The organism is Streptomyces sp. NBC_00887 (genome assembly GCF_045207585.1).
In genome coordinates this window covers 9,855,086-9,873,823 of the sequence record NZ_CP108788.1, presented here as the reverse complement: position 1 = coordinate 9,873,823, position 18,738 = coordinate 9,855,086, and the positions used below count along the sequence as shown (strand labels likewise).

Annotated in this window: 13 protein-coding genes and 5 pseudogenes; 8 read left to right on the top strand and 10 right to left on the bottom strand. The window is 67.0% G+C overall.

From position 1 onward, the window contains the following. Positions 1-25: 25 nt before the first annotated feature. A protein-coding gene (locus tag OG844_RS44955; RefSeq protein ID WP_406387366.1) for an IS5 family transposase occupies positions 26-957 on the bottom strand; the annotation gives its coding sequence in 2 pieces (ribosomal slippage) (positions 26-577 and positions 580-957; 930 coding nt in all). 113 nt (positions 958-1,070) lie between these two features. Between OG844_RS44955 and OG844_RS44950 the strand changes: the two are divergent. The 3 genes and pseudogenes from OG844_RS44950 to OG844_RS44940 form a co-directional block, all read left to right on the top strand. Then, positions 1,071-1,436: pseudogene (locus OG844_RS44950) on the top strand (transposase); the annotation flags it as partial. A 10-nt stretch (positions 1,437-1,446) separates the two neighbouring features. Beyond that, positions 1,447-1,623: a hypothetical protein gene (locus OG844_RS44945; protein WP_406395943.1), complete on the top strand. Its 177-nt coding sequence runs from the start codon at positions 1,447-1,449 to the stop codon at positions 1,621-1,623. Continuing rightward, complete coding sequence (locus tag OG844_RS44940; protein ID WP_406396382.1) at positions 1,593-2,300, top strand: transposase; 708 nt, start codon at positions 1,593-1,595, stop codon at positions 2,298-2,300. Before OG844_RS44945 ends, OG844_RS44940 begins: the two co-directional genes overlap by 31 nt. Here the strand turns inward: OG844_RS44940 and OG844_RS44935 are convergent. Continuing rightward, a complete protein-coding gene (locus OG844_RS44935; protein ID WP_406387368.1) occupies positions 2,205-2,762 on the bottom strand; it encodes a TetR/AcrR family transcriptional regulator in 558 nt (185 codons plus the stop codon). The two genes, OG844_RS44940 and OG844_RS44935, sit on opposite strands and share 96 nt — an antisense overlap. Positions 2,763-2,858: 96 nt before the next feature. On the opposite strand from OG844_RS44935, the gene OG844_RS44930 reads away from it, so the two are divergent. After that, positions 2,859-3,467 (top strand): DUF2867 domain-containing protein, encoded by a 609-nt coding sequence (locus tag OG844_RS44930; RefSeq protein ID WP_406387369.1) that lies wholly within the window; start codon positions 2,859-2,861, stop codon positions 3,465-3,467. 201 nt (positions 3,468-3,668) lie between these two features. Then, entirely contained in the window at positions 3,669-4,940 is a 1,272-nt protein-coding gene (locus OG844_RS44925; protein WP_406387371.1) for an IS701 family transposase, read from the top strand. Positions 4,941-5,105: 165 nt separating this feature from the next. On the opposite strand, the pseudogene OG844_RS44920 reads toward OG844_RS44925, so the two are convergent. Further along, positions 5,106-5,360: pseudogene (locus tag OG844_RS44920) on the bottom strand (transposase); the annotation flags it as partial. A gap of 161 nt (positions 5,361-5,521) precedes the next feature. Here OG844_RS44920 and OG844_RS44915 point away from each other — a divergent pair. Together OG844_RS44915 and OG844_RS44910 are read left to right on the top strand one after the other, a co-directional pair. Continuing rightward, positions 5,522-6,154, top strand: coding sequence for a transposase (locus OG844_RS44915; RefSeq protein WP_406387372.1), 633 nt, complete (start codon positions 5,522-5,524; stop codon positions 6,152-6,154). A 144-nt stretch (positions 6,155-6,298) separates the two neighbouring features. Then, positions 6,299-6,898, top strand: a complete 600-nt coding sequence (locus OG844_RS44910; RefSeq protein WP_406387374.1) for a hypothetical protein — start codon at positions 6,299-6,301, stop codon at positions 6,896-6,898. Positions 6,899-7,005: 107 nt separating this feature from the next. Here the strand turns inward: OG844_RS44910 and OG844_RS44905 are convergent, their stop codons facing one another. Together OG844_RS44905 and OG844_RS44900 are read right to left on the bottom strand one after the other, a co-directional pair. Then, positions 7,006-8,946, bottom strand: coding sequence for a family 20 glycosylhydrolase (locus OG844_RS44905; RefSeq protein ID WP_406387375.1), 1,941 nt, complete (start codon positions 8,944-8,946; stop codon positions 7,006-7,008). A 590-nt stretch (positions 8,947-9,536) separates the two neighbouring features. Next, the gene (locus OG844_RS44900) at positions 9,537-9,779 is read right to left on the bottom strand and encodes a hypothetical protein (RefSeq protein WP_406387377.1); all 243 of its coding nucleotides are present in this window, start codon (positions 9,777-9,779) and stop codon (positions 9,537-9,539) included. A 456-nt stretch (positions 9,780-10,235) separates the two neighbouring features. Between OG844_RS44900 and OG844_RS44895 the strand changes: the two genes are divergently transcribed. After that, complete coding sequence (locus tag OG844_RS44895) at positions 10,236-11,615, top strand: ROK family protein (protein ID WP_406387379.1); 1,380 nt, start codon at positions 10,236-10,238, stop codon at positions 11,613-11,615. A 102-nt stretch (positions 11,616-11,717) separates the two neighbouring features. Here OG844_RS44895 and OG844_RS44890 read toward each other — a convergent pair whose 3' ends face one another. From OG844_RS44890 to OG844_RS44870, 5 genes and pseudogenes are all read right to left on the bottom strand, one after another. Then, on the bottom strand, positions 11,718-13,820 hold the full coding sequence (locus OG844_RS44890; protein ID WP_406387380.1) for a ThuA domain-containing protein: 2,103 nt from the start codon (positions 13,818-13,820) through the stop codon (positions 11,718-11,720). Next, positions 13,817-16,554: pseudogene (locus tag OG844_RS44885) on the bottom strand (PQQ-dependent sugar dehydrogenase). The gene OG844_RS44890 and the pseudogene OG844_RS44885 overlap by 4 nt, the downstream one beginning before the upstream one ends. A 422-nt stretch (positions 16,555-16,976) precedes the next feature. Then, a pseudogene (locus OG844_RS44880) lies at positions 16,977-17,282 on the bottom strand (alkaline phosphatase family protein); the annotation flags it as partial. A gap of 43 nt (positions 17,283-17,325) precedes the next feature. Next, positions 17,326-18,495 (bottom strand): metabolite traffic protein EboE, encoded by a 1,170-nt coding sequence (gene eboE / locus OG844_RS44875; RefSeq protein ID WP_406387381.1) that lies wholly within the window; start codon positions 18,493-18,495, stop codon positions 17,326-17,328. 3 nt (positions 18,496-18,498) lie between these two features. Beyond that, positions 18,499-18,621 (bottom strand): annotated as a pseudogene (locus OG844_RS44870) (hydrolase TatD); the annotation flags it as partial. Between the last annotated feature and the right edge of the window lie 117 nt (positions 18,622-18,738).

Genomic DNA, 18,738 nt, shown 5'->3' with positions numbered 1-18,738 from the left:
AGCCGTCTAGGACTTGTCCGGCCGATCATGCGCGGAGCCAGATGACGAGGGCTGCGGCGGTCGCGGTTCCGAGGAAGACGTAGCCGCGCTTGTCATAGCGGGTGGCCACGGCTCTGGCGTGCTTGAGCCTGTTGATGGCCCGTTCGACGGTGTTGCGCTTCTTGTACCGCTCTTCGTCGAAGCTTGGTGGCCGCCCGCCGCGTGAGCCTTTGCGTAGACGGGTGGCCTGGCTGTCGGTTTTCTCGGGGATGGTGTGCCGGATGCCCCGTTGTCGCAGGTAGTCCCGGCAGGGGCCGTTGCTGTAGGCCTTGTCGGCCGCGAGGCTGTCAGGCTTCTTGCGCGGCCTGCCCGGCCCGGTCCGCGGGACGCGGATTTTCTCCAGCACGGGCTTGAACTGGGTGCAGTCCGCCCGCTGTCCGGGGGTGACGATCAGGGACAGCGGGCGGCAGCGGCCGTCCGCGCTCAGGTGGAGCTTGGTGGTGAACCCGCCGCGCGAGCGGCCCAGGCCCTCACCTCCTGCACCACCTCCACCAGGCGGGCGACGAGGCTCTGCCACGGCGTCTCGTCCTGGTGTTCTGCCGCTGCGTCCCCCTTTGAGGCGGGCGTCGGCGGTGGTTGGGTTCGGGCGCCGGCCGCGTGCTGATGGGCCCGCACGATGGTGGAGTCGACCGAGACGTCCCAGTCGATGTCGCCTGCCGCGTCGGCTGCGGCCTGGACCTGCTGGAGCAGTCGTTCCCAGGTTCCGTCGGCCGACCACAGGCGGTGGCGTTCATAGACCGTCTTCCACGGGCCGAATCGTTCGGGCAGGTCACGCCATTGAACGCCGGTCCGCACCCGGTGCAAAATCCCGTCGATCACCTGCCGGTGATCCCGCCACCTGCCACAACGCCTGTTACTCACCGGCAGGAACGGCCGCAGCCGTTCCCACTCAGAATCCGTCAGATCACCCCGCCCCATGCCCACATCAACGACACGACAACGGAGTAGTCACATGATCGGCCGGACAAGTCCTAAGCGGTCTCGGTGAAGTCAACTCCCTGTTGGGGTAGGAGCCTTGGCGGGAAGTGGTGATGATGCCGAAGATCCTGACAGTGGAGTTGACGTCCGAGCAGCAGGCCGAGGTGCGCCGACGGCTGGCCGGGCGTGACCTGTCACGTAACGAGCGGCGACGGTTGGAGTGCATCCGGCTGCTGGGCCGGGGCTTGACCGTGTCACAGGTCGCCGACCTGCTGGAATGCAACCCGGTCACGGTCCGCGATGCGGTGCACCGTTTCACTTGCGGCGGGTTCGACGCCCTGGCCGATGCCCCGCGTCCAGGACGGCCCGCCCAGATCACCGACGACGATCTGCAGGCGCTGGGCGTGTTACTGGATGCCTCGGCCGAGGCAGGGGTGACCTGGACAGCCCCCGAGCTGTGCGACTGGCTGGCCACGGAGCGAGACGTGCGTGCGTGTATCGGCGGCGTGGCTGACCGAGCTGCTGCACCGCGAGGGATTTCGGCGGAAACGCACCCGCGACAGCCTCCGGCACAAGGCCGACCCCGTCCTTCAGCAGGCCGCCCGGGACCAGCTGGAGGACTTGCGGATTTACGAATGGAGGCCGACGTGGGCACGCGCGATGTGATCTTCCTCGACGAGTCCGGCTTCGCGCCCACCATGCCCACCGGCTACACCTGGTCACGTATAGGGCAGCGCGCAGTGGTGGCGCGCGAGGACACCCGCGACCGGCGGGTCAACGTGCGCTCGGTGCGCTGGTCGTGGGCGCCGATCCTGAACTGCTGTGGGAGCACACCCCCCGGCAAGATCAACGCGGCCGTGCTGCTGGAGTTCGTCTGCTCACGCCTGGCCGGCCTGCCCGGCGGAGCCGGCGCCTTGTCCCTGGCCGCGGACGGTGTCGGCGCCCGACTGCCCGTTTGGCGGCGGCCCCGGCCGTGCACAGTGGTACTGGACAACGCCTCCGCGCACATCGACAAAGTGTTCAAGGGCCGCCGCGAGCAACTGGCGAAGATCGGGGTGGAGCTGTTCTACCTGCCTCCCCGCAGCCCCGAGCTCAACGACATCGAGTACGTCTGGCGCTCGGCCAAGTACGAGGACTATCCCGACCGCGCCCACACCAGCATCGAAGCGATCGGTACCGCAGTAGACCGGGCACTGACCCGCCAACGAACCCGTATCCGAGGACAGCAGCGGACTTCACCGAGCCGCTTAGCCCAACAACCGGTTCCTGACCGCGGCGAGGACTTCCGTGCGGCTGCGCGGGCCGTTGTCGGCTGCAATGAGGTGGTCGCCGATGCGCAGTGAGAAGGTGATCAGGCAGCGGGCCTCGACATCGCCCTCGTCGGGACAGAAGGCCCCGTAGAGCTCGCGCAGATAGTCCATGCGCCGGTTGTCGGCCCGGCGGAGGCAACGCGCGACGCCTTCGTCGCGCCGGGCCCAGTCGCGGATCGCGAGCTCGACCCCGGCGCTGGTCACGGGCGTCTCGCCCGACCCCACGAAGTCGAAGAGACGCCCGAGCCGGTCGCGGGCGTCGCCCCCGTCGTTCTCGATCCGCTCGATGACATCCTCGGTGACCCCGCGCTCCCAGGTGCCGAGCATCTCTTCCAGCAGGGCGGCGCGGTTGCGGAAGTAGCCGTAGAAACCGCCCTTGCTGACGCCGAGCGCCTGGGCGAGGACCTCAACCCGGACAGCCTCGGGGCCGCCGGCGGCGAGCGCCCGCAGCCCCTCCTCGATCCACTTCTCCCGCGGCGTACGGATCGCGCCCATGCCGTGTCTCCCCTCACATACCCCGGCCAAGTATACGGAGCCGTATGGATGGGTCTATGCTCGATCTATACGTCACCGTATAGACAGGGGTTTGCCATGAGCGATCTGCGCCTTCCCTCAACCGACCACATGTCCCGCCCCTGGCGGATCCACGAGATCGCCGGCGACTTCCGGCTCGAGGATCTGTGGGCGCTGCCGACGCCGGGCGGCCCGGACGACCTGCACCACCTGATCCAGCAGATGGCGGACGGCAAGGACGGTCCGGACGGCGGCAACCCCGTGGGCCGCTTCCTTTTTGCGGTGCGCTGGAAGCTCGGCGCGCTGCTCGGCTGGGACAAGCCGGACTCGGGCGTCGGCGGCCGGGTGGCGACGCTGCGCGACCGGCTGCCGGACGACCTGCGCGAGGGGCCGCGGGGGCCCGACCTCAGCGCGGCACCCTTCACATCAGTCTTCCAGACACACGACGAGTGGGCCGCCGAGTACGCCAACAAGACCATGCACGGGCTGATGCACATCGGCTGGGTCTCCGACGGGAACGGCGGCTACCGCGGCCAGATGGCCGTGCTGGTCAAGCCCAACGGCCGCCTCGGCTCCCTGTACATGCTCGGCATCAAACCTTTCCGGTACCTGGGGGTGTACCCGGCCCTGATGCGATCGATCGGCCGGGAGTGGCGAGAGAACACGGCGCGCCGAACGGCACGCTGACGTCTCCCCTCCCCGTAACCCAGTCCGCCCAAGCCCCCGCTCCTCAAACACCGGCGGGGCTTGAGCGAAGGCACGAGGGATCGTGGTGGAGCTGTTCTACCCGCCACCCGCAACCCAGTCTCGAAGCGATCGGGAGCGCCATGGACTAGTAGGACTCCGTTACGTCTGTCTCGCGGTGCTGTTTGGGGGCATGTTGGGGGTGTGGACGCACATGAAGTGAACCGTGCTCGGGCGAAGTTGGGGTTATTCGTCGCTGATGTGTTCGCATCGGTGCCGCGCAAGGACCAGCGGGCCAAGGGCGACTGCTATCTGCGGGGGCTGATGCTGGACGGCCGCCGCAAGTCCGTCCAGGCCATGGCGGAGCGGCTGCCGGACGGCAACGAGCAGAACCTGCAGCAGTTCGTGAACCAGTCGACGTGGGATCCGGTGCCGGTGCGGCGGCGGATCGCCAAGCGGATGGTGCCGCAGATCGGCTCGGATGCCTGGGCGGTCGACGATGTGTCGTTCCCCAAGGACGGGAAGATGTCGGTGGCGGTTGCTCCCCAGTACTGCGGTGCCATGGGCAAGCAGGCGAACTGTCAGGTGGCGGTCAGCGTGCACGCGGTTACTGATGCCGCCTCCGTCCCGCTTCAGTGGCGGCTGTTCCTGCCCAGGGAGTGGGACAGCGACGCCGAACGCCGACGTCGCTGCCAGGTGCCTGATGAGGTCGGGCACCGGGAGAAGTGGCGCCTGGCCCTGGACGTCCTGGACGAGCTGGCCGGTTGGGGTCTCATCCCGCCGGTGGTGGTGGCCGACGCCGGCTACGGGCAGAACGCCGACTTCCGCGACGGGCTGCAACGCCGGAGCATCGGCTACGTGGTGGCGATCCGCTCGGACGTGACCGCCCACTCGCACGATGCGGTGCCCACTGCCCCGCCCTGGTCCGGCAACGGCCGCAAGCCTCAGCCCCGCTATCGCGACAAGCCGTCCCCGGTGGCCGCGCTCGCGGCGGACCAGGGGCGGCAGGCCTTCACCGAGGTGAGCTGGCGGGAAGGCTCCCGCGGGCCGATGCGTTCGCATTTCCTGTCCCTGCGGGTGCGGCCGGCCGGGGTCAAGTCCCGCCGCCTCGCCCAGGCCGCCACAGACGAAAACTGCTGGGACGGCGTCCTGCCCGACGTGACGCTGCTGGTCGAATGGCCCGCCGGCGCCGAGGCGCCCACCGGCTACTGGCTGTCCAACCTGCCCGACACGCTCTCCCTCGCCGAACTGGTCCGACTGGCGAAGATCCGCTGGCGCATCGAGCACGACTACCGCGAACTCAAGCACGGCCTCGGCCTGGACCACTTCGAAGGACGTTCCTGGACCGGCTGGCATCACCACGTCACCCTGGTCACCGCCGCCCACGCCTTCCTCACCAAACAGCGCCTGGCCCCAAAAGCCGATACACCGGACTCACCCTCTACCAGATCCTCGACACCATCCAGGACCTGCTGAACTGCTGGACCGGCACCTGCACCACCTGCCACCGCCCCCTGCCCAGAACATCCACCACCAGCCCAAACCCAAGAGCCAGAGCAACCTAACGGAGTCCTACTAGGCGTTGACCCGCCAACCGACCCACATCCAAGGATCAGCAGCGAACTTCACCAAAACCGCTTAGCCCTGGCCGCGGTAGGCGGCCGACGCCTGGTGCACGGCCAAGCCGGTGATGTAGACCATCGGCTGGTCGTGGCTGGAGAGCGCGAGTACGTCTGCGATCAGCTCCAGCAAGGCCGGTTCGTCGTTGAAGACTCGGCGTGAAAGGAGGCGTTCGCCGCGCTCGTCGACCACCACGCAGTGGTGGAATTCCTTGCCGATGTCCACTCCGGCCCAGATCTGGGGCGCGGTCACCTCCGCCAGCTCGTCGTCACACATCGATCCCGCAGACGACCTCGCCGACGTTGTCGTACACAGCGATCGAGTCGCGTATCCCAATTACCGGTAGTTCGTTAAATCCGGTGGTGGTATGGGTTGACGGCAGGTCGGGTTGGCCGTAGGCCGGTGGTAGGAGTCAACTGCCTGGCTGGGGGCTGAAGATGACTGCTCGCCGTCCGTGTCCGCCTGCGCCGGGGCCGGTGGAGGACTACGCGGCCCGGTTCGACGACCTCTTCTTCAGTCTGGCCCAGCGGCGAGGGTTTCGCGAGTACCTGACCGGGCTGCTGGCGCCGCGGGAGCGGAACAAGACGATCACCTGCATGGCGGGGGCGGAGCCGGTGGCCGGTGCGGGGATGCCGGGCGTGCAGCGGCTGCAGTTCTTCCTGTCTGAGTCTCCCTGGGAGGAAGAACTGGTCAACGACCGGCGGCTTGAGCTGCTGCGCGAGGAGCTGGCGACGGCTCCGCACGACGGCGGGGTCATCGTGATCGACGATTCCGGAGACCGCAAGGACGGCACCGCGACCGCGCATGTGGGCCGGCAGTGGCTGGGCCGGTTGGGCAAGACGGACAACGGCATCGTCACCGTGACCACGGTGTGGACCGACGGCCGCGTGTACTACCCGCTGCACGCCACTCCTTACACCACCGTCCACCACTTCGCCCGCGGCCGCTCCGACCCGGCCTTCCGCACGAAACCGCAGCTGGCCGCTGCCCTCGCGGCCCGAGGCAAGGAGGCGGGCTTCGGCTGCCGGGCGGTGGTCGCCGACTGCGCTTACTCCGTCAGCGACGACTGAAACCTCGCACTGCGGCGAGGCCGGCCTGGCCTACGTGGTCGCGCTCAAGCCGCACCGCGGCACCTGGGCTCGGGCCGACCAGCCGCACACCCTCATCGAAGCGACCCGCGCCCTGACCTGGCACGATGCCCAGCGTCCCAGCGAATGGACGCCCGTGGAGCGGCACTTCCGGACGGGCACGGTCAGACCTGGTGGGCCGCCGATGCCCGCCTGGGCGGCTACGGCCCCGACTCACCCTGCCGGCTGGTCGTGGCCACCTGGTACCTGGCCACCAACCTGCCCCACCCGGACGCATCCCACGCCGCCACCAGCCCGCACCCGCCCGCCGACCTCGCCGAGATCGTGCACCTCTACGGCCTCCGGCCGTGGATCGAGCAGAGCTACAAGCAGATCAAGGATGAACTCGGCTGGTCCGACTTCCAAGTCCGCTCCGACCGCGCCATCCGCCGCCACCAGACCCTGGTCAACTGCGCCTTCTCCTTCTGCTGGGACCAGTGGTTCACCCCACCCGGACCCCTGGATGCCACCGCGCCGGACCCCTGCCATGACGAGGGGCCAGAGAGGGGGACCGGCTCCGTCCCACCAGCCCCAACAGCCTTGCTGGCCCAGGGCCTTACGAGCCATCCGCTCCTGGCTCACCCCCGCCATCACCCTCAACCACTGGTGGCGAGCCTGGACGGACAAGGACCCACCCGCCGAGCTCCAGGCCCTAATCGACGCGGTCACCACCGGACACGGCATTGACCTCTACTGCCGGATTTAACGAACTACCGCTACACAGACCCTCGACATCAGGGCGGCCGCACCACAGCCGCCCTGATGGTTTGGTGATGACGCCTAGACTCCGCCTGTCAGGCGAAAACCTCGAAGGAGTAGAGCGAGTAGCCGTAAATCGTTCCGCGAGTGATGCCTTGCATCCGGACGTAGCGAGCGGTGGTCGCGGAGAAGGTCACCGTGTCGGTCCCGGCAGTGGTGCGGCCTCGTCGCTCAGCCACGGCCTGCCAGTTGGCGCCGTCTTCGGAGACCTGGATGTCGTAGTCCTTCCCGTAGGCGACCTCCCAGGTCAGACGGGCGGAACTGACGCGCTGTGCGCTACCGAGATCCACGCTGAGCCACTGGTTGTCGGTGTACCGACTGGACCACCGCGTGGAGGCGTCACCGTCGACGGCGTGGGATGCGGGGAACGCCTGGGTCTCGGTCGATGACGCGACCACAGGGCGGCGGTAGGCCAGGTCGCCGGGGGTCTGGCGAGGACCGAGGTAGCTGGTGCCGGGGCCTTTGCCGACTGAGGCGACCCGGTTCTGGAAGGCGGCGTAGTCGGTACCTGCCGCGCCGCCGGACCACATTTTCTGGGCGAGGGCGTCGAAGCTCTTGTTGACCAGTCCGTGGACCTGGAGTTCGGTGTAGTTGGCGCGGACCAAGTCGTTCCACACCGCGGGCATCGCTCCGAGGAGCTGGGGATCCTGTACAGCGAGTTCCTGACCGCCGCCGAAGATGTGCGGCTCCCAGCTCTTGAAGATGTCCTCACCATTCAGCCCCTGGCCGTGGTAATAGCTTGCAAAGGGGACGACATACAGCAGGTTGTCGTTGGAGTTGATGACCTTGTAGCCGTCGGCTGTCGCCGCTCTCGGCGAGTACCAGTGGTTGTTCCAACTGTTGATGACCATGCCCTTGTCGTATCCCGCTCCGCTCCCCGACATGGCGGAGAAGCTTCCCCAGGCGTGGACTTGTTTGCCGAGCGACCGCACGTACGGCGCCATGGTGTTGACGTAGGCCTTGAACTGGTCGGCCAGCTCCGTCGGGTACTCGTCGATGCCGATATGGACGGCGGGCCCGCGGAACCATGGAACGAACTCGGCGAACACACTCTTCATGAAGGAGGTTGTCTCCGGCTTGCTCAGATCCAGATGATCGGAGTTGCCGTTGTTGAGCCCCAGCTCGGGCTTGAGCTTGATGAAGGCCCGCGAGTGTGCCGGTGAGTCGATCTCCGGGATGATGGTGACGCCGTGGGCCGCTGCGGTGTCTTCGAAGGAGTTCCAGTCCTCACGGGTGTAGCCGTCCTCTGCTCCCAGGCCGGCGAACTTCGGATCGGTGCTCTTGAGTCGGAATGCGGAGATGGCTTGGGACCAGTCGCCGTTCGGCGCGCTGAGTTCGTTGTCGTTGAGGTGCAGCTGCAGGGTGTTGAGCTTCAGCCAACCCATCCAGTGCAGATAGGACTTGATGAACTCGGGAGTGAAGTAGCGTCGTCCCACGTCCAGCATGAAGCCCCGCACGGCGTAGTTCGGGTAGTCCACCGCGGTGCCGATGGGCAGGCTGGCGCGGTCGGGTGAGCCGAGGACAGCCTGCAGCAGGGTGCGGGTGCCGTAGTAGAGCCCCTTCTCGCCGCCGCCGTCGATGTGGACCAAGCCCTCAGTAACGCTCAGGCGGTACGACTCGGGGCGGAGCGCGGGTTTCGCACCGCCGAAGTCAGCACTCGGGTTGACGCGCAGTGCGATGTCGCCGACTGCTGGGCGGCCCGTGGAGGTACTCAGTCTTAGCGAGGTCAACTCCGATAATTCCGCGGCTACTTGAGTCGCGAGTCTACTGACGCCTGCCGGGGCATCAGCAGGGACGACGATGCGGCTTGACGAGGTGAGGACGAGACGGCCGGTTCCGCCGTTCCACTCCTGGATGGCCGGTACGACGCCGGGTGGTGCGCTGTTCGTCGCGGCTGAGGCGCTGGGCGCGCTCCGCAGCACAAGGAGAGGGGTGACGAGGAGGGCCAGGACCACCAGTCCTGTGGCAGAACGCATGGCGGTACGCGTTGGTTTCATCTCGACTCCAGGGAGGCAGGCGGGGCTCGGTTACACCCGTTTCGGTGTGCCCCGCGTCGCCGGAATGTGGGGTGGCGAAGAAGCATGACGTCAGAACTCCAAGCGAGTCGGTCTCACCATCCTCGGCCCGTGAAGCGCGGTCAAGTGGTTTAGACCAGTTACCTGGCAGTATCAACAGGTCTGGACCAATAAGGGCTTTCGTGCGGCCCGGGATCGCGACTACACATAGCCGCGTGACCTGACCGTCGAGCCACGAGCACCCCGGACGCTGCCCGCCCCGGCGGTGCCTCTGGGTGCATGTCGCAAACCTCAGCAGGCAACCCAGCCACCCTCCCGCGCCGACCGGAGAACGGCGTCGGTCAGATGGGCGGCGCGTGCTCCGTCCTCGGACACGGGCAGCCTTTCCCGGTGCTCGCCTCTGATCGCGGCGTGCGTGTCGGCGATAAGGGCGTTGAAGCAGTCCTGGAAGCCCTGGGCGTGTCCAGCCGGAAGAGGCGAGTACCGCTTTGCCGCCTCGGACAGCGTATTGGGTCACGGACCAGGGCCTGGGAGCGCTCGCGCTCTCCGATTCAGAGTCGTTCCGGGCTCTCTTGATCGAAGGCGAAGCTGCCAGCGGCGGCGGAGACCTCGAGGAAGAGCCGGTTCTTGCGGACAGCGGCGATCTGGCTGACGGCGACCGAGCCGAGGGCGCCGGAGGCGATGGCGAACTCGATCGTGCCGAGATCCTCCGCGAGTACTGGTCCGCTGCTCACCCGGCCGGCCACGACTACGGAGGTCTGCGCGCAGACCTTCGCGATCCGCTCGCCCGTCACGAACTCGACCAGATCGAACCATGTGGTCCGATGTCGCCGATCGTCCGGCAGGGCCCGCCCTTCGCGGAATCCACCCGCCAGTTGTCGTCGGTCGACTTGAGTAGCCAGTCCAGCAGGCAGCTGTCCTGGATCAGGCTGATCCGGCCCAGGTCGGCCAGCCGGGCCCTGGCCTCGCGAACATCGCGTAGAAGCGGTACACCAACGGCACGGCAGCGATCAGTTGGGCGCCACGAGCGCATTCTGCCATCGCGGCGGCCGTCGGCGCGTCTGTCGCCAGTAGCTTCTCGCAGATCACGGCCAGTCTAGATCCAGTGCCGTGAGTGCGAAAGGAGCGCGCAGGTGGCTGGGCCTGCAGATGCGCACCCCCATCGAAGCGACCGGCTTCGATGCTCCTCGGGCCGATCCCAGCGCCCTCTCTGCGCCGAAGAGCCGGCCTGCATGGATCGCTCTCTCCTCATGCGCATCCGCTACGGCCGCGAGCCGTGCCCCGGCATGTCAGGATGCCCGTGCATGGCTTTGGGCGATGAAGGCAGTTCCGATGATTCTCGTCGCATGTTCAGCATGATAGGAATGCCACGGGGGACTTACGTCGCAGGTCAAGTAAAGTCCGCGCTGGCTATGCTTCGCTCCATCGGCCAGCGTGTACGAGGACAAGGGGACGGGGAGTTGACCATCGAAGTGGCAGGCGCGGGCGACCTTCTGGCGATCCTGCGCAGCGGCGAGCCCCGAACCCGCACCGAGTTGATGCAGCTCACCGGTCTCGCCAGGTCCACGGTGTCCCAGCGGCTCGATGCCCTCCTGGACCAACGGTGGATCATCCCGGCGGGCGACGCGATCTCCTCCGGGGGAAGGCCTGCTGTTGCGTTCACCTTCAACGCTGGGGCGAGGGTCGTCCTCGCCGCCGACCTCGGTGCCACGCACTCACGCATCGCCGTGACCGACCTGACCACGCAGGTGCTGGCCGAGCGCAGCCAGGACATCGCGATTACGCAGGGGCCGGAACACGTCCTGGATTGGCTGGTCGAGGAGTTCGGGAGTCTGCTGGCCGAGGCCGGACACACGCTTGCCGACGTGTGTGGAGTCGGTGTCGGCCTTCCCGGCCCTGTCGAGCACACCACGGGGCTGCCGGTGAACCCGCCGATCATGCCCGGCTGGGACGGCTTCGATGTGCCGGGCTGGCTCGAACCCAAACTCGGCGCCCCCGTCCTCGTCGACAACGACGTCAACATCATGTCGCTCGGTGAGCACTGGGCGGTCAGCCCCGAGGTCGAACACCTGCTCTTCGTGAAGATCGGCACCGGCATCGGCTGCGGCATCATCACCGAGCACCGTCTCCACCGCGGCGCCCAGGGTGCAGCCGGGGACATCGGCCATATTCAGGTCGCCGCTGCCGCCGCCCGTGTCTGTCGCTGCGGCAACACCGGCTGCCTGGAAGCCGTCGCCGGCGGCGCTGCAATCGCCGAGCAGTTGCGCGATCTCGGCGAGGATGCAGTCGACAGCCGGGGCGTGGTCGCTCTTGTCCGTACCGGAAGCCCTGCAGCGATCCGGATGATCCGTCAGGCTGGCCGGGACATCGGCGACGTCCTGGCGTCGCTGGTCAACTTCTTCAACCCCAGCTCGATTGTCATCGGCGGTGATCTGTCCGACGCTGGTGAGCACCTGCTGGCCGGCGTCCGCGAACTCATCTACAGTCGCTCCCTCCCGCTGGCCACCCAGCACTTGAGCATCCGAGTCCGTCGGCTCGGTGACCGAGCCGGTGTCATAGGCGCGTCAGTCATGGCCATCGAGCATGTACTCAACCCCAGCGCGGTGGACCGCTCGGTCGCGAGCGGATGACACCGAAAGCCCCGATCGGTCCGCTCACCCGCCTCGCGAAAGGCCGGACGGTTCCGGTCCCACCGGGTGGCGGGACCGGAACCGTCCGGCGTCATCGGCCCGTCAGGTGCTCTGGTCCCACGTCTGCGCGGCGGTACCGTTGCACGTCCGCAGCTGCACCTTCGTGTCCGAAACGGCATGACCGCCCTCGACATCAAGGCACTTGCCGGACTTCGGGTTCACCAGCGAACCGTCTGCTCGCGGCTCCCAGTTCTGGGCGGCGGTCCCGTTGCACGTCCACAGCTGTACTTTCGTCCCGTCCAACGTCGCCGCACCATTGACGTCAAGACACTTGCCGAGGGCCCGCAGCGTCTGCCCCGATCTGGTCCAGGACTGTGCCGCGGTGCCGTTGCACGTATACACCTGGGCCTGGGTGCCATCCGCCGTTGAGGCTCCCTTGACATCCAGGCACAGCCCGCCCAGGCTCTTGATCGGGCCGGATCCGCTGCCTCGGGTGAAGGTGAAGTCGTCAACGTCGAACAGACCGCTCCCACTTCCCGAGAAGGTCAAGTAGACGTTCCCGGTGCCCGCCGGGACGTTGGACAGTGTGGTCGAGACGTCCTGGTAGGTCGACCAGCCACCAGTGTTCGGCACAGCGACCGAACCCAGGATCGGACCGGTCGGTGATCCCGTCCGCACCTGGAGGGTGCCGCCCGGACCGCCGGAGACGACCCTGGCCTTGAAGCCAGTGGCGCCAGTCAGCGCGATCCCGTCGTAGCGGGCCCAGTCGCCCGGGTCGATGTAGCCCAGGGTCTGACCACTGTTCGCCCCCGCCTTGGAGAATGAACTCACGCCACTGGCCTCTGAGTAGGACTCGGCCTGGACAGCAGTCGTCGCGCTCAGGTCCTTGATCCGGATGTTGCGGAAGGACGCCTCATCTCCGGTCCCGTGGTTTTGGATGCCGATGTGGCCGGCCAGGGAACGGGCCGGGTCGGTGTCGGTGAACTCGTTGATCTTGACGCCGTTGAGGAAGACCTCCAGCCGGTCGCCCTGGACGAGCAGTTCGTAGGTGTTCCACTCCCCCGGTGGGTTGAGCGCGGCGTCCCGGGGGGCCACGTCCGCGCCCTTGAAGCCGTAGACCGAACCAGTGGTCCTGTCCGCGGCGTCCGTGGCGTCGATCTGGACCTCGTATCCCTTGTTGACGGCCGACCACGGGTCATCGGAGGGCGGAAAGCCGAGGAAGACGCCGGAGTTGGCGTCCCCGGTCAGCTTCCAGTCCAGTTTGAGCGAGTACGAGGTGTACGCCTTGGTGTCGTACCAGAGCAGGCCCATGCCGCCGTGCGAGGCCAGGGTGGCGTCGTAGTTGATGAAGCCTCCCGGGCCGGCCTGCTTCCAGCCGGCGGTGGACCCGTTGTAGAGCGGGGCGTAGCCCATCTCGGGGCGACAGTCCGCCTTGGAGACGCCGGCCGCGTAGCGGATGCCGCCCAGCAGCATCTTTCGGAAGCCCTCGTCGCCGTAGGACGCCTCGGTGTGGCCGAGGCCGGTGTACCAGGAGCGTCCGCCCTGGTACGGCTTGCACCAGGTGATCGGGTGATCGCCCATCGCACCGCTCCCCGCGCTATAGCTCGACTCCTCCAGCGAGGCCAGCACATGGGCGGTGGAGCGCGGGTTGGACTGGTAGTTGTACCACTCGTCCCACCGGCTCCAGCTCTGCGGCAGGTGGGACGTGCCGGCATGCGCACGGTCCTCCACCTTCACCGTCGCCTGCTGCTGGACCGGGTGGGAGTTGAAGTAGGCGCCGACGACGCCGCCGTAGAAGTTCCAGCCGTACTCCGTGTCGGCGGCGGCATGCACACCGACGTACCCGCCGCCCTCCTTGATATACCCCTCGAAGGCCGACCGCTGGTCGTCGGTGAAGAGACGACTGGCGGGGTCGTTCGTGATGGTCGTGGTATTGAGGAAGACCACTGCCTCGTACTGGGCCAGATTGCCGGGGGTGAACGCTTCCGCGTCCTCGGTGGCGGTGACGGAGAAATCGTTTGCCGCACCCAGGTCCTTGATCGTTTGGGTGCCCGCGGTGATGGCCGGGTCGTGCCGGTATCCCACGGTCTTGGAGAAGACCAGCACCTGATAGTCCCGGTCGGCCGCCGAGGCGGCCGGAGCCTGCACCAGACCGCCCACGGTCAGCGCCACGACCGAGATGCCGAGCAGTGCTTTCCTGGTCATACGAGCACCGCCCACTTCTGGGCGCCGGTTCCGTTACAGGTCCACAACTGCACCTTCGTTCCGGAAGCCGTGTTGGCGCCCTGGACATCGAGGCACTTTCCGGAATTTGGGTTACGGAGTGTGCCGTCCGTTTGCGGGACCCACTCCTGCGCGACGGTTCCGTTGCACCGGTAGAGCTGGATCTTCGTGCCGTCCGCGGTACCCGCGCCTGCGACGTCGAGGCACTTGCCCAACGCCTTCAGCGTCCGGCCGTCGCGCTGCCAGGTCTGCGCAGCAGAGTTGTTGCAGTCGTACATCTGGATCTGTGTGTCGTCCGCAGTCGATGCACCCGCGACGTCCAAGCACTTGCCGCCAAGGCCCTGAACCGGGCCCGCGGTAGTGAAGTTGAACGAGTCCACATCGAAAAGCTTCCCCGAGCCTCCGCTGAAGGTCAGATAGAGCGTGGTGGTCTCGGCCTTGGCGTTGGAGACAGTGCCCGTCACCGTGGTAAAGGTCTCCCAGCCTCCGGTGGCCGGGACGGCAGCGGACCCGAGAACGGGCCCGGTCGGCGCCCCCGCGCGGATCTGCAGCGTGCCGCCGGCGCCACCGGAGGAGACCCGGGCGGTGAACGACTTCACCTTCTCCAGGCGGTACGGCTCGAAGGAGATCCAGTCACCGTTGTCGATCTCGCCGACGGTGGCACCGCCCTTGGCGGTCGGCTTGATGATGGTGCTGATGCCCGACTGGTCGTCGAAGTGTTCCGCCTGCCGCTCACGCAGCTGTGTGGTGACACGCTTGCCACCCGCCAGGCCCTGGCTGTCGGTGTAGCGGGCGTCGAAGACGGGGAAAAGTCGGGCCGCTTCTCCCTCGTTGGAGTCCTTCACCTCCATCCAGCCTGAGCACCCGGCCTCCGTGCCCAACTGGTGCACATGACTGTTCGGCGGAGTGTCGTGCCTGACGCCCATGTTCATCTCCGCCCGGGAGCAGTCGGGCTCGGCTCCGTCCTCGGCGTCGGAGGCGGTGAAGTCGAACGGGATGATGTCGTTCCAGGAGACCAGCTGTCCTTCCGAGGGCCGAGGGACCGTCACCGTCGGCGGGGTGTTGCCGACGCCGATGTTCAGGTCGTCGGTTGCGGTCGCACCGTCCGGGTCTCGGACGGTGAGTGTGGCCTTGTAGGTGCCGTTACTGCTGTACGTGTGTGAGGGGTTGGCCTCGGTCGAGGACGCTCCGTCGCCGAAGGTCCAGGAATAGGTGATCGGGTCGCCGTCCGGGTCCTTCGAGCCCGCCGAGGAGAACTTCACCGTCAGCGGCGCGTGTCCGTGGAGCGGGTCACCCGCGGCGACTGCCTCCGGTGCGTGATTGCCGCCCGCCCCGACGTAGTCGTAACGCAGTATCCTGGAGTTGTCGTTGAGCTCGAAGTACTTGCCGTTGCCGTAGTCCAGGACGTACAGGGCACCGTCCGGACCGAACTCCACGTCCATCACCTGATTGACGTTGTCCGTGGGGCTGTCCTTGAACGTGCTGATCTCACCGACACCACCCGTGGCCGTCACATGGATCGCCTTGATCCAGCCACGGCCGAACTCACCGGCGAAGAAATGCCCGCTGAGCGACTCCGGGAACTTTGTGGCGGAAGGGTTCGACGCGTCGTAGCGGTAGACCGGGCCGGCCATCGGAGCCTCACCCCCGAAGCCGAACTCCGGTGGGCTGCCGGCATCGCCGCCGTAGCGGATCCACGACGGCTTGGCCGGGGGCAGCACGGTCAGGCCGGTGTTGTTGGGCGAGCTGTTGGTGGGACCGCCCGCGCAGTCGAACTTCGGACCAGTCGAGTTGGTCGCGAAGTTCCAGTCGTTGTAGATTTCGGCCGCGGAGTTGGTCCCCGTGCAGTACGGCCAGCCATAGTTTCCGGGCTCAGTGATCCGGTTGAATTCGACCTGCCCAGCCGGTCCACGGTCGGCTTCGGAGCTGAGTGCGTCCGGACCGTAGTCGCCCACGTAGACCGCCCCGGTCTCCCTGTCGACGTTCATCCGGAAGGGGTTCCGGAGTCCCATCGCGTAGATCTCCGGCCTGGTCTTGTCTGTGCCCGGGGCGAACAGGTTGCCCGGCGGGATCGAGTAACTGCCGTCATCCTTGACCTTGACCCGGAGAACCTTGCCCCGCAGGTCGTTGGTGTTCGCTGAGGTGCGCTGGGCGTCGTACGCCTCCTGGCCCGGTCGTTCGTCGATCGGCGCGTACCCAGTGGTGAACGGGTTCGTGTCGTCGCCCGTGGACAGATACAGGTTGCCCGCCGCGTCGAAGTCGATGTCACCGCCCACGTGGCAGCAGATCCCTCGGGTCGCCGCGACGTCGAGGATCTTCTTCTCGCTGGCCAGCTCGAGTGTGTAGTCGGACTTCAGCGTGAACCTCGACAACCGGTTCACACTCTCGGAGGCCGGCGCGTAAAAAAGGTAGATCCGCCGGTTCGAGGCGAAATCGGGGTCTACGCCGACTCCTTGAAGCCCCTCCTCGTCGTGCGTGTAGACGGGGAGTGTTCCGATCAAGGTCGTTGTGCCGTCCTTGTCGGTGCGCCGCAATTTCCCGTCGCGCGCGGTGTGCAGCACCGACCGGTCCGGCAGTACCTCCATCGCGATGGGCTCGCCCAGTTCCCCGCCCCCCTCGCAAGGGTGACCTCCGAGAAGTCCGATAGGGGGATGTCGTGCGCGGCCGCCGGGGTGGAGAACCCGGCGAACGCTGTGAGTGAGGCGGCTATCAGCATCAACGCTGTTGCCGCGGTCCAGGGGCGTGTACTTCGAAGCACGAAGCTTACCTTTCGACATTCGACTCGTACGCCGACCGCGTCTAGAGGCTGAAACAACCGCCCCTGCCGACGTGCCACCCGCCAGGCTCTGGGACGCCGCCACATTGGCAGTCCCCCTTTCGCTCGTCAAGGCTCCTACATAGGATTTGATTCATCAATCTTTTGCTTGACACTCGTCATATATCATGACGACCATAGGTCAACGAAGGCGACTTTCGCCCGAGTTGAAGTCGGCATCAGCCGCAACCGGACAGCCGCTCCGGGCTGCTTCACCCGAGCCGTACGACACTCCCGGCACGCCGAGCCGAGGTCCGTACGGATGCCACCCTGTGGTGGGCGCCCGGTGCGGTGTCAGGGCGCAGCATCGGTCGCTCCGCCAATCAGCTGAGGCCGGCCAGTGTCAGGCAAGGTTTTTGCGTCTGTCGCCTTAGCCGGAGAAGTGACGGCATGAGGGCTCAACAGAGAATCACCGGACCGTCGTCGCTCGCGGGAAGGCAGCCGTGGCTGCCGCGAACAGGCGAGGGATCCAGGGGCAGACCCGCCATCCGGTAGCACATGCCGAGCTTCTTGCGCGCCAGCGCGGTGGCGGCCTTGACCTTGACGTAGGGGTCGAGCGGGTCCATGAACAGTTGGACCGGGTCGTAGCCGGGTTTGCGGTGGATCTCGACGAGCTGGGCGAAGTCGGGGTGAGGCCGACGACGTCGAGGACGAGAAGCGGGGTGGGGGTGCTCATGGCAGCTCCTTCAGGCCGAGGTCCGTCAACAGGTCGTGGGCGAAGGCGAGTTCCGCGGCGATGCCCTCGATCAGACCGGCGCGGTCGAGAGGTCGCAGAGACGGTGGCAGGGCCTGCCACATATAGGTCTCCACTTCCAGTTGGTGCGTACGCGCGGCAGGGCCACCGACCAGGTGGGCCAGGCACTCCTTGAGCACGGGCAGCGTGGAGGTCAACGGCCCCGCGGACACGGCGTGCAGAGGGAGACGGAAGTGCGCACGCCAGGGTGCGGTGACCGGCAGGCCACCGAGACCAAGGGCCTCTCCCACATCGTCAGTGCCGCGCAACCCGGCCTCCGTCCTCACCCGCGTCTGGTGCAGGAACCGCGGCTCGTCGAAGGCTGCCAGCGCCTGGCGCGCCTCCGGCATATGCGGCTCCTGCACGTGCAGGGCGGTGGAGAGCTGAGCTTTAACGACGGGAATGTTGGCGGCATCAAGCTCGCCGAGCGCGGTCGCCGGGTCTTCGAAGGACGTAGCCAGGTGACCGGTGTCGACGCAAACCCCGATCCGGAAGGGGTCGAAGTCGGAGAGTAGTGCGGTCGCGTCGGCAGTGGTCTCCAGGATGCAGCCGGGCTCCGGCTCCAGCCCTACGCGAATAGACCGTCCAGTGCTCCTCTCCATGGCATCGAGGTAGTCGACCAGGGAGGAGAGGGCCCTTCGGGCGGCCTCGCCCGAACGATGGCTGTACGACGTCCGCCAGGCGAGAGGAAGGGTGGAAATGCTGCCTTCACTCACGTCGTCCGGCAATAGCGCAGTAAGCAAGCGAGCCAAGTCGGCGGTGTACTTGAGGCGTTGAGGATCCGCCCAATCGGGCTTGTAGACGCGGAACTTGACCTTCTCGGCGCCGAAGCCCTCGTAGGGGACGCCGTTGAGGGTGACAACCTCAAGACGTCGCCGTCTCAGCTCTGCGCGGAGCAGACGAAGGGCACCCGGGTCACGGACAAGGCTGAACACTGCGTCCCGGGCGAGCCACAGACCGATGCCGAGCCGTTCCCAGCCCAGCCTGATACGCACTGGTTCGCAGTGGTCCCGGAGCTGGGCGAGGACGCCGTCGAGGGTCTCGGCGGGGTGGACGTTGGTGCAGTAGGCCAGGTGGACGGTGGAGCCGTCGGGATGGCGGAAGCGCATAGTTCACGCCTCGCCGCGGAGGATGGAGTTGCCCTCGTGGGTGGCGTCGGTGGCCGCGACGTCCAGGTTCAGCCGACCGCTGAGCCCATAGAAGGCAACGGGGTTGCACCACAGCACCCGGGCGACCCCTGTGGTGGCGACGGACCCGCGGGCGCCGATCAGCCAGATTCCCGTACGTGGCTCTGCCTGTGCAGATGTCGTCATCGCGAGCGTCTCCCTGCCGTTCTCGTGCGGTCGTGAATG

Excerpts from the sequence above, each read along its gene's own strand:
- OG844_RS44915 (WP_406387372.1), top strand. The coding sequence starts at position 5,522 with ATGACTGCTCGCCGTCCGTGTCCGCCTGCGCCGGGGCCGGTGGAGGAC.
- OG844_RS44890 (WP_406387380.1), bottom strand. The coding sequence starts at position 13,820 with ATGACCAGGAAAGCACTGCTCGGCATCTCGGTCGTGGCGCTGACCGTG.
- OG844_RS44940 (WP_406396382.1), top strand. The coding sequence starts at position 1,593 with ATGGAGGCCGACGTGGGCACGCGCGATGTGATCTTCCTCGACGAGTCC.
- OG844_RS44910 (WP_406387374.1), top strand. The coding sequence starts at position 6,299 with ATGGACGCCCGTGGAGCGGCACTTCCGGACGGGCACGGTCAGACCTGG.
- OG844_RS44930 (WP_406387369.1), top strand. The coding sequence starts at position 2,859 with ATGAGCGATCTGCGCCTTCCCTCAACCGACCACATGTCCCGCCCCTGG.
- OG844_RS44935 (WP_406387368.1), bottom strand. The coding sequence starts at position 2,762 with ATGGGCGCGATCCGTACGCCGCGGGAGAAGTGGATCGAGGAGGGGCTG.
- eboE (WP_406387381.1), bottom strand. The coding sequence starts at position 18,495 with ATGCGCTTCCGCCATCCCGACGGCTCCACCGTCCACCTGGCCTACTGC.
- OG844_RS44905 (WP_406387375.1), bottom strand. The coding sequence starts at position 8,946 with ATGCGTTCTGCCACAGGACTGGTGGTCCTGGCCCTCCTCGTCACCCCT.
- OG844_RS44895 (WP_406387379.1), top strand. The coding sequence starts at position 10,236 with ATGCGCATCCGCTACGGCCGCGAGCCGTGCCCCGGCATGTCAGGATGC.